12 protein-coding genes are annotated in these 12,171 nt (G+C 65.5%); 7 read left to right on the top strand and 5 right to left on the bottom strand.

Annotation, left to right across the window (positions count from 1 at the left end; all coding sequences use genetic code 11):
- Together ACYVF5_RS00060 and ACYVF5_RS00055 are read right to left on the bottom strand one after the other, a co-directional pair.
- A complete protein-coding gene (locus tag ACYVF5_RS00060; protein ID WP_460942044.1) occupies positions 1 to 750 on the bottom strand; it encodes a YcnI family copper-binding membrane protein in 750 nt (249 codons plus the stop codon).
- Between the two features lie 109 nt (positions 751 to 859).
- On the bottom strand, positions 860 to 1,546 hold the full coding sequence (locus ACYVF5_RS00055) for a hypothetical protein (protein ID WP_460942042.1): 687 nt from the start codon (positions 1,544 to 1,546) through the stop codon (positions 860 to 862).
- Positions 1,547 to 1,684: 138 nt separating this feature from the next.
- Here ACYVF5_RS00055 and ACYVF5_RS00050 point away from each other — a divergent pair, with 138 nt between their 5' ends.
- From ACYVF5_RS00050 to ACYVF5_RS00025, 6 genes are all read left to right on the top strand, one after another.
- The gene (locus ACYVF5_RS00050; RefSeq protein WP_460942040.1) at positions 1,685 to 2,287 is read left to right on the top strand and encodes an ECF transporter S component; all 603 of its coding nucleotides are present in this window, start codon (positions 1,685 to 1,687) and stop codon (positions 2,285 to 2,287) included.
- A gap of 13 nt (positions 2,288 to 2,300) precedes the next feature.
- Positions 2,301 to 4,064, top strand: a complete 1,764-nt coding sequence (locus tag ACYVF5_RS00045; protein WP_460942038.1) for an ABC transporter ATP-binding protein — start codon at positions 2,301 to 2,303, stop codon at positions 4,062 to 4,064.
- Positions 4,061 to 4,894 (top strand): energy-coupling factor transporter transmembrane component T family protein, encoded by an 834-nt coding sequence (locus tag ACYVF5_RS00040; protein WP_460942036.1) that lies wholly within the window; start codon positions 4,061 to 4,063, stop codon positions 4,892 to 4,894. Before ACYVF5_RS00045 ends, ACYVF5_RS00040 begins: the two co-directional genes overlap by 4 nt.
- Positions 4,895 to 5,097: 203 nt before the next feature.
- Complete coding sequence (locus ACYVF5_RS00035; protein WP_460942034.1) at positions 5,098 to 6,204, top strand: Rv2578c family radical SAM protein; 1,107 nt, start codon at positions 5,098 to 5,100, stop codon at positions 6,202 to 6,204.
- Positions 6,205 to 6,324: 120 nt separating this feature from the next.
- Positions 6,325 to 6,891 (top strand): hypothetical protein, encoded by a 567-nt coding sequence (locus tag ACYVF5_RS00030; RefSeq protein ID WP_460942032.1) that lies wholly within the window; start codon positions 6,325 to 6,327, stop codon positions 6,889 to 6,891.
- 8 nt (positions 6,892 to 6,899) lie between these two features.
- A complete protein-coding gene (locus ACYVF5_RS00025) occupies positions 6,900 to 7,439 on the top strand; it encodes an RNA polymerase sigma factor (protein ID WP_460942030.1) in 540 nt (179 codons plus the stop codon).
- A 326-nt stretch (positions 7,440 to 7,765) separates the two neighbouring features.
- On the opposite strand, the gene ACYVF5_RS00020 is transcribed toward ACYVF5_RS00025, so the two are convergent.
- The 3 genes from ACYVF5_RS00020 to ACYVF5_RS00010 all read right to left on the bottom strand — a co-directional run bounded on the left by ACYVF5_RS00020 (position 7,766) and on the right by ACYVF5_RS00010 (position 11,431).
- Positions 7,766 to 9,808, bottom strand: a complete 2,043-nt coding sequence (locus tag ACYVF5_RS00020) for an HNH endonuclease signature motif containing protein (protein ID WP_460942028.1) — start codon at positions 9,806 to 9,808, stop codon at positions 7,766 to 7,768.
- Positions 9,809 to 10,291: 483 nt separating this feature from the next.
- Positions 10,292 to 10,495: a hypothetical protein gene (locus ACYVF5_RS00015; protein ID WP_460942026.1), complete on the bottom strand. Its 204-nt coding sequence runs from the start codon at positions 10,493 to 10,495 to the stop codon at positions 10,292 to 10,294.
- A gap of 39 nt (positions 10,496 to 10,534) precedes the next feature.
- Positions 10,535 to 11,431, bottom strand: a complete 897-nt coding sequence (locus ACYVF5_RS00010; RefSeq protein WP_460942024.1) for an AraC family transcriptional regulator — start codon at positions 11,429 to 11,431, stop codon at positions 10,535 to 10,537.
- A 49-nt stretch (positions 11,432 to 11,480) separates the two neighbouring features.
- On the opposite strand from ACYVF5_RS00010, the gene ACYVF5_RS00005 reads away from it, so the two are divergent.
- On the top strand, positions 11,481 to 12,008 hold the full coding sequence (locus tag ACYVF5_RS00005) for a VOC family protein (protein WP_460942022.1): 528 nt from the start codon (positions 11,481 to 11,483) through the stop codon (positions 12,006 to 12,008).
- Positions 12,009 to 12,171: the final 163 nt, after the last annotated feature.

Genomic DNA, 12,171 nt, shown 5'->3' with positions numbered 1-12,171 from the left:
TCAGTCCTCTGTGTTCGGGCGAGAGGTGCGGCCGGATGACCCGCGACGGAGCAGAAGGACACTGAGCAGCACAACCGCGGCGGCGCCCAGCACAACACCGGCGGCGCCGAGACCCCTGGCGAGCGGGTCGCTTGCGTCAACCACTGTCGCTGCGGCGGCATCATCTGTGGCGGCTGCGCCGTCGTCCGCGGGCGCTGTGTGATGCGAGTGCGCATCGTCTTCTGCCGCCGTCACGGTGATCGCGGGCGCGGGCGACTCGAGGTCGTGCGGGTCTTCTCCGGCTCCGGCGATCTCGGTCCACGCGATCTCGCCCACCTCACAGGTCTGGGTCACCGGGAAGGCGATGGTCTCGCCCTCAGCGTCTTCAGGCAGATGAAGCGAGAGCTCGACCGCGTCACGGTATCCGTCGTCGAGAGGGGTGACAGCTGTGTAGACGACTGAAGACACCCTGTCGCCTTCCGACACCTTCTCGATGGTCCAGTTCGGATTCACCGTGGGGGTGACGGAGGAAATCCGGTCGGGAATCTCGAACGTGAGCTGTGTGGTGGATGCTCCATCACACCCGTGCGGGATGCTGAAGGTGAGCACTGTGCTCGAGCCCGCTGCGGTTGACGACGGTGTGACGCCGACATGGGCGCTCGCGGCGAGCGGGGTGGCGAGCACAAGCGCGGCTGTGCCGAGTGCCGCGCCGGCGGAGACGAGGCCCAGCCTCGCCGTTTTTCTGGTGGTTTTGGTCGTTGTGGTGGTCATCAAAACTGGCTTTCCTGCTGGTGGCCGGCAGCGTGAACTGCTCTGACCGGATTGGCGATGAGAGAGTCACCACCCGATGCGCGTGCGGCAGGGCGACGCGCGCACGGCGCTACGCCAGAATGCCTCTCGCATGGAGGGCGGAAACACGAGGGAGCGGCAGGACTGCAAACCCGCGCACCCGGCACCGGCCTGCCGGAGGGCCCCTGCGTCTCATCGTCGACAGCAGAACGGCGGGGAATGCCTGCACGCCACGGCGATCGTGCATCAGCGGCACGATCAGTTGTTGCGGGGCGACGGCGACGATCGCCCCGAACAGGGCGAGCACGGCAAGCCGAAGACTCTGGAACAGTCCGAGCGCAACGTGCTCTCCGTAGCGCAACGCGCCGAGGGTGACGCACGCGGCGGCGATATGGCTCACCCACATCAGGGCGTCGGAGGAGTGGGCATGCTGCGTGACGACCGCATCGAGGTGAATCATCGTCTGAGAGTGCACGTGGGCGCCCTCGCCGGCGAGCGCACCGGCATCCGACACCTGGAGCGCGCCTGAGGCCGGCACGAAGGAGAACAGGGTGTGGTACGCAACCTGACTCAAGCCCACCGCGATGGCCAGGCGCCAGGTCGACGCGGTGCGCCCGGCGAGTGCTGTGCAGATGAAGACAGAAGCGGTGAACGCCACAGAGAGCGAGAAGAAGCCGGGCGCTTCAGCGCCGGCCACCCCGTGGGAGAAGGCAGCGAAGAAGGTTGCGATCGACGCAGCGAACAGACCGCGGATGACCCGCGTCGTTCTCGTGCGCATACCGGCAACCTCTCGACGAAACCTACGATAGTCGAACCGCTGGAGCTCTCTTCCCCACGTCCATTGCCCGCTAAGGACAGCCTAAACTAAACTGAGTGCGATCCGGCGCTCACCGAGACAGACCCGAAAGCCACCGAAATGCGAAACACCAGCACTCGCCTTCTGCTCACCTGCGCGGCGATCGGTGTGGCCGGGGGACTCGTTTTCATCGGGAGCAGCTACATCGACATCCTCATCGCATCGACGCTCCCCGTGGTCTACGGCGTGCTCGTCGGTGTGTATTTTCTGCCCGGTGTGATCGCCCAGTCGTTGCTTCGGCGCGGGGGAGTCGCCGTGCTGAGCGGTTTTGTCGCCGGCCTCGTCTCTGGCACGTTCACTCCCCCTCTCTTCTTCGTCTATCTCGCAACAGGAGTGGGGGTCGGCGTCCTTCAAGAGGTCCCGTTCCTGATCGGGCGTTACCGGTACTGGAAACCATGGGTGTTCTATCTGACCGCGGTGATCGCCGGCGCCCTCTTCGGCGGCGGTGTGATGTATGCGATGGGATTCGAGAAGCACACGGGGTGGTTCGCTGCCGTCTATTTCGGCCTCTTCGCTCTGAGCCCCCTGCTCTTCACCTGGCTCGGTCGGGTCGTCGCACACAACCTCGATAAAACAGGTGTGGCCAGGGGTCTGCAGCACGAGATCGACACACGCCGCACGAGTGCTCGCAACGAGTCCGCGTTGATGTCGGTCACCGCATGACCTCAGACTCAGCGTGACGAACGCGCCGCCACCGCCGTTGCGGATGCTCGACGTGCGCATCCGCCACGACGAGCGCGCCGATTTCACCCCCGGCGGGGTGTCGTTCGACGTCGGAGCCGGCGAGGTGGTGCTGCTGCTCGGCCCGTCAGGTTGCGGAAAATCGACTCTTGCCCTGGCGACCAACGGGCTGATCCCGCACGCGTTGGCAGCGGAGGTCGATGGCACGATCCAGACGGCCGGCATCGTGACGACGGATGCCTCTGTGCCGCAGCTCAGCGAGCACGTCGCGATGGTCTTTCAGGACCCGGACTCCCAGATCGTCACCGGAACCCTGTTCGACGAGGTCTGCTTCGGACCCGAGAACCTGCTCCTGCCCCTGCCTGTTGTGCTCGAACGGGCCGAATCGGCGCTCCGTGCCGTAGGGCTCTGGGAACGACGTGCGGACAATCCGGATGTTCTCTCCGGCGGCGGCCGGCAACGCCTCGCCATCGCGTGTGCTCTCGCCATGGGGTCTGACCTTCTCGTTCTCGACGAGCCCACGGCGAACCTGGACCCGGTGGGCACGACCGAGGTGTATCGGACGCTCGCCGACGTCGTCGCAGAAGGCAGCAGGTCCATCCTGCTCATCGAGCACAACCTCGACGCCGCCATGGACATCGTCGATCGCGTCGTCGTTCTCGACAGGGAAGGGCGGGTCGCACTCAGCGGAACGCCACGCGAGATTCTGGCCAGACGCGCCGTCGAGGTGAGTGAGTTGGGCGTCTGGCTGCCTGTTGCGACCATCGCCGCGCTCACGCTGGAACGCGGCGGACTCACCCTCGCCGAACGCCCCCTGACGCCTGCCGAGCTCACGACAGAGCTCAACGGCATCCGATCTCTGCCCGCGGTCGAGCCGCCTGCAGCACACCGAGACCCGCGCGTCCACCGCCTGCCGGTGCCCATGCCGGCCGGTGCCGTGACAGTGCGGCGCCTCTCGGTCACACGGGGCAGAACAACAGTGCTGCGAGATGTCACGCTGTCTGTCGAACCGGGTGACTTTCTCGCGATCATCGGCGCCAACGGCGCGGGCAAGACGACGCTGCTGCAGGCCATCGCCGGAGTCGTGGCGCCACCGAAGGGGCGAGTGAGCGTCGGTGAGCTGGATCCGGCGACGAGCGACGTGCGAGCACTCGCGGGGCACATCGGGTTCGTCTTCCAGAACCCGGAGCACCAGTTCGTCGCACACACCGTAGCGGATGAACTCGCCCACGGGCTGCGACATCACGCGACGGGCGTTGCCGATCGACACGGAGGGGACGGCGGGAGAAGCGCCGACGATCGTGTGGACGAGATGCTCGCGCGCTTCGGTCTTGAGCATCTGCGCGACGTGCATCCGTTTCTGCTGTCGGGCGGCCAGAAGCGGCGGCTTTCTGTGGGGACCGCGCTCATCGCCGGTGCCCCCGTGCTCGCACTCGACGAACCGACCTTCGGCCAGGATCGGGAACGGGCCGACGAGCTGCTCGGGCTGTTGTCTCAGCTGCATCAGCAGGGAACCACAGTCATCACCGTCACGCACGACATGCAGCTCGTGACCGAATATGCGACCCACGTGGCCGTCCTCGCCGACGGCGTGTTGAGGGCGGTGGGCGCCACCGCAGACATCATGGCCGACGATGAGCTCATCGAGGGAGCCGGACTCCGCCTGCCGCCGCTGGCGAGGGCCATGCGCGGCCTCACGAGACATCCGTCGTGGCAGAGGATCTCGCGTCTGCGAGATCTTCCCGGGTGGCAGGGATGAGCACGGTCACGACCCCCGTCTCGCCTGCGCGTGACCCTTACAACCATCGCTACGACGCGGGTGCGCGCTACTTTCTCTATCGGCTCAACCCGCTGGCGAAGCTCGCCGCGCCGGTTCCATTTATGGTGTACCTCATCTTCGTGCGCGATGTCGTGACGCCGCTCGGTTTTCTGGCTCTCGCCATTCTGCTGGTGAGCGTCGGGGCGCGACTGACCGCGCGACGTGCCCTGACGCTGTATCTGGTGATCCCCGGCATCCTCTTTCTGCTCTCGGTGAGTTTCGGTGTATGGGCGGATGCCGGCACGACTGAGGACCAGGTCACCCTGGTGCAACTCGGAGACTTTCGATATTCGCTCGGCGACTGGCTCATCGGTGTGGCGACCGCTGCGCGGTTCGGTGCCCTGCTCGGATTGGCGCTGATCGCGGGCCTCACCACAACGGGCCCTGATCTGGTGCGTTCCATGGTGCAGCAGCTGCGTGTGCCGTATCGGGTGGGATACACGGCTCTCGCCGCCTATCGATTCGTTCCCAGGTTTCGATATGAGCTCGGGGTGATTCGGGCGGCACACCGTGTGCGGGGTGTCGCTGGGGGCCGCGGTCCGGTCGCGAGTGTGCGACGCGGCATCGGTTATCTGGTGCCGTTGCTCGCCGGGGCGATCAGACATGCGGAGAGGGTGGCCCTGGCGATGGATTCGCGAGCGTTCGGTGCGCACGAGACTCGCACGGAACGGCATCTCGTGCCGTGGCGGGTGCGTGACGGGGTGTTCGTCATCGCCTTCTGGATCGTCGGGCTGTGTCTGTGCGTCACGACCGGGATGCTTCTGCGATGACCTGATCGCGCCACACCCGTGGATAGCCCCCAGAACTCGGCCTCACTCGCAGATCGACCGGGTTCTGGGGGCCTTTACCGTGCATCTCTACGTGCTGTTAACAGTACGCAGATCACACGAGGACTCAAGAGACGGCGACGCCGAATTTCGAGAACTCCTCAGAATTGCTCGCATACATGTCGAAGATATGTTCTACTGAGTTCATGCGATGGACGGGTCAGCTTGTTAATGAAGAGTCGTCGGCCGCGCTGCCCGGGCTCGCCGCACTCAGCAATCTCGTGCGCACGGTGAAGACACCGGAGTTCGATGGCGTCACCTTTCACGAGGTGATGGCGAAGTCCGCGCTCAACCGCGTCCCGACCCGGTCCGAGATGCCGTTCGGCTGGACGATCAATCCGTATCGCGGGTGCTCCCACGCGTGTGCGTATTGTTTTGCGCGCCCGACTCACACGTATCTGGACTTCAACGCCGGTGATGACTTCGACAATCAGGTGGTTGTGAAGATCAATGTGGCCGATGTTCTGAGGCGCGAGGTGTCGAAAGCGTCGTGGGGCAGGTTCCCCGTCGCGCTGGGCACGAACACGGATCCCTACCAACGGGCCGAAGGCAGGTATCAGCTGATGCCCGGCATCGTTCGAGCCCTGGGGGACTCAGGCACTCCCCTGTCGATTCTCACCAAGGGAACGCTGCTGCGGCGAGATCTGCGGTTGCTTGCCGAGGTGTCTGAGTCGGTTCCGGTGGATCTGGCGATGTCGATAGCGATCTATGACGACGAGTTGCAGAAGTCGATCGAGCCGGGGACGCCGTCGGCGGCCGCGCGCCTGGCGACGGTGAAGGCTGCGCGTGAGGCCGGGCTCGAGTGCTCGGTTTTTCTTATGCCGATCCTGCCGTATCTGACCGACAGCCGAGCGCATCTGGACGAGGCACTGCGGCGGGTTGCAGAAGCTGGCGGAACACGTGTTCTCTACACGGCTCTCCATTTGAAGCCGGGAGTGAAGCCGTGGTTCATGCACTGGCTGCAGCGACAGCATCCGGAGCTCGTTCCGAAATATGCTGCCCTCTACGGCTCGAAGGCGCACGCACCCAAGGAGTATCGCCAGTGGCTCGCAGCGCGCATCAAACCGTTGATTCGTGCACACGGTCTCGAGCGCGGGCGAGAGGATCCGGCAACCGGCGGTGTTCGATCCAAGGCACTCGGGATGCTGAGGAACACCGAGGGCGAGAGGGTGTCGTTCGCCGATTCGGCTGACGGTTCACAACCGTCGGGTGCCCGCATGCTGCCGGCGACGGAGCAGCCGATGTTGTTCTAGGTGTACTTCCCCAGGAGGTTGCGAACACGGGTCGGTAGCCCGATGCATCACTTTCGATTGATCCGGCCATTACATCGGTGACGGGGGAAGAGCTCCCGTCACTGGTGGAATGGGAGTGTCATGAGCAAGCCGAGTGTGGATGAGCTGCTGCGCGGCAGCACGAAGTCGTACGAGCCCTCGATTGCCACGAGAGCCGCATTGGAGTCGCTCGTCAATGCGTCCCGCGCGGAAGCCGTACGCAGCCGAGCAAAGCGGCGTCGTCGGAGCTTTTGGCTCATCCCGGTGGCCGTGGTCGCTGCGGGCGCGATGACCGCGGGAGCGGCCGTGTTCGCCCCATACTTCGATCCCGACGTGCGGATCCCCATCGAGTACGTCACCGACACCGGCGTGGAGGTCACCTGCACGTATGCGCTGCGAGTGGGTTCTGTGGTCGGCGGAGAGAACCCGGAGCTTCGCGAATGGCTGACATCACAGGACTGGAGCGGAGTCGGCCAGCGCATATACGAAGATGCCGTCGCGAACCCGTTCATTCCAGGCGAGAGCGACGAGGGCGAATGGTCCGCTGAGATCGTCGACTCCGTGTCGTTCTTCGACGCCATGGCACGGCAGACTGACGTCCCTGAGGGTCTCGCTGTGTTCGGCGACGAGATAGCGGGCACTTCCGACTGCACGGGACAGCTGCATTGAGCGTGCAGGTGCGAGACAACACCGCCCTGGCGTCCGGCGATCTGGCCGAGGCATTCCGTCAGGAAGCCCCCGGGCTCCTCGGCTTCTTCGTGCGGCGCGTGTCGCCGCCGGAGGATGCCGCCGATCTGGTGAGCGAGACGTTCCTGGCCGCCTGGAAGTCAAAACAACGGGACGCGGTTGCGCCGGATCTGCGGAGGGCATGGCTGTTCGGCATCGCTCGCAAGATCCTTTCCCAGTACCGGCGTGGCCGACGTCGACGCTCCGCGCTTTCGGAACGGGTCCGCATGTCGATGGGTGCCGATCTGGCTGCGAGCAGTGTCCATCCGTCAGACGAGTTCGATCCCGACCTCGTCGAGCATGTGCGCGAGCTTGTCAGCTGTCTCTCACCGCTCGATAGGGAGATCATCGAGCTCGTCTACTGGGAGGGATTCACGCAGGAAGAAGTCGCGACGATTCTCGGAAAGCCGTCTGCGACCATCCGCAGCCGGCTCTCGCGTGCGCGGGCTGTTCTGCGAGACCAGCTTGCGGAAAGCGGTGATGTCTTATGAACGACTTGCTGCTTGTCGTCGCTTCAGTGACTCTCGGTCTCGTTGTCCTCGTTGCGGCGTCCGGCGCTGGCTCACATGCGCGCACGGATGCTGTTCCCGCGGCCGCTGCCCACGTCTGTTTGCACAGGCTCTTGACACGTATCCGTCCCGAAGGGGAGTTCCCGACTGTCCGCTCAGAACTGTCCCGTTCAGCACTGTCCGTCCCACTCCCGCACCGTCCCCGTTCAGAGCTGTCCCCGTTCAGAGCTGTCCCGTTCAGTTCAGCACTGTCCGTTCAGTTCAGCACTGTCCGTTCAGTTCAGAGCTCTCCGTTCAGAGCTGTCCGTTCAGAAGGGCGGGGTGTCGGCCGTTTCGCTCGCGACGGGTTCTCGGCGGGGCCGTTGGCAGCCCGCTAAGGTCACTGTTTCTTCTGGATGTGTCGTGTGGGTCGCGCCGTGGGGCGAGGTCCAGGTCATCGTGCCGTTCGAGTGCTGGACGACGGCCCATCCGGTCTGATGTTTCAGCGTGTGATGTTTGCGGCAGAGGTGCGCGAGGTTGTTCAGCGCCGTCTCGCCGCCGTACTGCCAGGCTTCTGTGTGATCGAGATCGCAGCCTTCGGCCCCGCGGTTGCACCCCGGGAACCGGCAGGTTCGGTCGCGCACCCGGAGCGCGCGTTTCAGACCGGCCGGCACCGTGTAGGAATCGCGCCCGACCGAGAGCACCGCCCCGGTCTCGGGGTGGGTGAGCAGTCTCGTGAATGAGGGAGCGTTCGCCGCGAGCTGTTTCGCGGTCCCGGGATCGATCGGCCCGTAACCGTCGAGTGTCGCCGGGCTCTCGTCGTGATCGAGCAGCGTCAGTGCCGGCACGGTGACCAGCACCGTCGGACGAATCGACAACCGGCGATCGCCCACGCCGAGCACCGGACGGAACCGCGACAACCCCTCACCCGGTGCACCTGCGCGTGCACCGGGCGGCGATGCAGACCCGCGCGAAGATGGGGACCGCGACGCCGACACCATCGACGACACCATCGACGACACCGGTGACGACGCTGGCGCGGGAGGGCGCGATACGGGCGGTCGTGACCGAGTGGGTGGAGGGGTCGTGCGTCGAGGGGTGCCGGGCACGCGGTGGTGGGACCCGTTGAAAACGATCGAGAACTCGCGCCGGCTGTCGGCCCTCACCGGCACGTCATCGGCGAACAGATCACTCGCCCGCCGGCGGGATCTCTTCCGTGTGAGAAACGCTCGGGCTGAGACCTCATGCACCGAGGCTGTTGCTGTTGCTGGACGAGTCCACAACGGCGCGAGACCGGTCATCCATAACAGCGAGCCCGCCTGAACCTGCGCACTCGCCCGAGCCTGCGCACTCGCCCGAGCCTGCGCACTCGCCCGAGCCTGCGCACTCGCCTGAGCCTGCGTTCTGGTGCGATCGGTCATGCAGTTCGTGAGCCGTGTGCGGGCGGCGAACCGGCCGCACACGGCTTCCGTGCCTTGCCCTCGTGCCGGAGCCTGGGCGGCGCCCGCCCTCGCAGTCGGCGAGGTTCTGGCCTGCGATGCGATCGCCTGCGATGCCGTGTCTTCTGCGATGTCACCCGTTACGGCGAGGGGGCCGTCGGCCCCGCCGAGCACGAACCCGGCCACCATCGCATCGGCGAGCACATCAGCCGCAATCTGCTGCACAGTCCGCACCTCATCGGCCCCGGCCAGGGAACGCGCCACACTCATCGTCGAGTCGTACAACGCCGTCACCACATCGGCGGAATGCCGCAACCCGATCCACGCCATCCCGTCCGGCTCCGGCATCAAGTCAACACCACGATCCCGCTCCGCCTTCACCCGCCGCGCCATGATCGATTCCGGATGCACCCGCTCACGCAGCGCCCGCGCCTTCTTCGACAGCCGGGCCGCGGTCATCACCCGCGCCGCCGGGAGCAACTGCTCCTCGAACACTCCCACAGCATCCTCGGGCAGCGACCAGGACTGATCCACGATCAGCTTCGCATGCCGATACGAGATCTCACCCGCCGCCAACGCCGCAGCCGTGCCGGGCAACACCTCGCCCAGCGTCCGCGACTCCTCGATCAGAACCCGCGTCGACGACTCCGGCACCCGAATACTCGCGGACAACTCCGCGACGAACGACCGATACGCCAGCTCATCCACCCGCGAACCCGACAGCAGATGCGAGTCAGCAACCACCTGATGCCTCGTCGACTCCGCCAGCCGCCTCGCCCGATCGATCGCGACAGCACGCTCAGACTCCGCCCGGGCAACAGCGCGATGCGCCTCAGCCACCGCATCGATCGCCGCAGACACCTCATCAGCACGCGAGCCGCCAACCGCGGATCCAGACGACGCGGATCCAGACGACGCAGATTCACACGGCACCGCAGCTCCCTGAACCTCGAACCCACCAGGAACCCCAGCATCGGCAGCATCCCCACCAGCAGCAGCAGCAGACTCACCGGAAGAAGACACCGAACGAGTAGACACCGAACGAGTAGACCCTGCAGCGCCCGGAACACCACCGGCAGACCTCGCGTCGGCAGCCTCAGCACCACCAGACGCACCACCAGCGGCAGAGCGCGGCTCGCCGCCTTCGCCGTGGTCGTCCGGATCATTTTCCATGCTCGATCCTACCACACATTCGAAGATATGTTCTAGTACTGTGGGCGACCACGGTCTCGCGCTCGGTGCAGAGATCCGTCACCGCTGCATGATCGGCTGCCTCGACTTTGCCAGCGTCGTGCGCGCCTGCCAGCGTCGTGCGCGGTTCTCACTCACAACGCGCTCGGCTCTTTCGGATCGGCAGCGCCCGCAGTCGTCGACGGCCGATCGAACGCTCGGAGAGGACTGCGACCCTCGAGTGCGTTATCGGCTCGCGATACGACGCTGATGACGTCGGACCAGCAACACGTCGATCGGCGCAGAGAGGCCGACCGCCAGTACGAGCGCGAACCATTGCCCTGTCGCGGCACTCACCCAGACTCCCAAGCTCAGGATCGCAACGGTGTATGCGACAGCCGCGACCCACACCCGGGCTGGTGGACCCTCAGGTGTTGAACGAGTGCTCATAAAAACAGCGTAGTCCCACGTAAACCGACCCCTCCGGTTTCACACGGCATTCCCACCGGCGCCGGTGCGCGCACCTGGCCCACGCGCGGCAGTGGCAGCGGCCTCACGCCCCTCACGCCCCCCACGCCCCTCACGCCCCTCACGCCCCTCACGCCCCTCACGCCGAGTCTCATCCGGGGTCTCATCGAGCACCCGCTTGTAACGCCGCGAGAAGTGCGCGTAATCCGTGTACCCGAGTTCAGCGGCGAGTGCACTGAGATCCGCACGCGGCTCCGTGAACAGCGTGCGTGCGGCATCCTGCAACCGCCGGCACTCGATCAACCATTTCGGTGTCACACCGATGCCCTCTTTGACGAGCCTCTCGAGCGTCCTCAGACTCACACCGACACGTTCGGCGAGCTCGGCCGCCCTGGTGATTCCCCGTTCTTCTTCTGCAAGACGACAGATCTCGTTCAGCAGAAGACCCTGATCGTCCATCCGCGCCGCGACAGGCGACAGCCACGAATGAAGGATGCCGACCAGAAGGCCGCGAGCAGAATCTGACGGTTCCCCCATCGCACGCTCGACATCCGCCACAGGAGCATCTGCGCACTGCTCTCGGCGCCCGACGAGCCGCGCAGGCTCCGTCGACGTCAGAAGACGCCCCGCTGCCGGGCGGAAGAGAACGCCGACGGCCCACGACTCCCCCTCGAGCGCCCGTAGGTCAACACGAGGATCCGGCCCGTACAGACCGGCGTGCCCAGCCTCGAAGACCACGTTGACGGCCGGATAGCTCAGCACGCGCTGCGTGCGGGCTCCGGCCTCGATCGACCACCTGACGACCCAGACATGGCGGACGAGGTCTGACAACCCGGGGCCGAGGTCGAACCGATCGAACCGCACTCCTGGCGATCCGGGATTCAGGTGACCGCGTGACCGCGGCTCTTCGTTAGCCATGTCGCAAAAGTACAAGACGCCGCCGACCCGCCATCCATAGTGTGAAGGCATGGATGCAGAAACCACCACAGACGACAGCACGACCGAGCTCACAGAACCGGCCACCGGAGAACACACGACCCGCGGAATGCCGCACGGCAGCACATCGATCACTCCCCACATCGTCGTCAGCCGGGCAGCGGATGCGCTTGACTTCTACAGCCGCGTGCTCGGGGCGCGGATTCTCGACGTGACACGATTCGGTGACGCGATCGCACACGCCGTTCTCGACTTCGGCAGCGGGATGATGACCATCAGCGACCCGATCGAGTCCTATGGACTGGCGGCGCCGAACCCCCGGCAGGGTGTGACCTATTCGCTCGCCCTGTATGTTCCGAACATCGACGAGGTGACACGGGCAGCTGAGGCGAACGGGGCAACGATCCGTGAGCCCGCGTCGACGTTCGTCACCGGCGACCGTTTCAGCTCGATCATCGATCCGTTCGGAGTGCGCTGGTCGATCATGACGCGCGTCGAAGACATCTCGCCCGACGAGAGCGCGCGACGCGTCGCCGAATGGGCTGCGACGCACGGCTGACCAACGGTGCCGAGGGCCGGATGCCCCTGACCTGCATAACCGGATGCCCCTGACCTGCGTAAAAGGGCCAGTGCCGGAACGGGCCTCCTGGGGGGGGGTGTCCCTATGGTTCTCGTCAAGCGGCGATCGGGATCGGAGCTTGATAGAGGGTGCCGTCGCGGAG

It is taken from the genome of Okibacterium endophyticum (genome assembly GCF_054780075.1).
The sequence above is the reverse complement of the archived record's forward strand: the minus strand, read 5'-3'. Positions and strand labels throughout refer to the sequence as shown.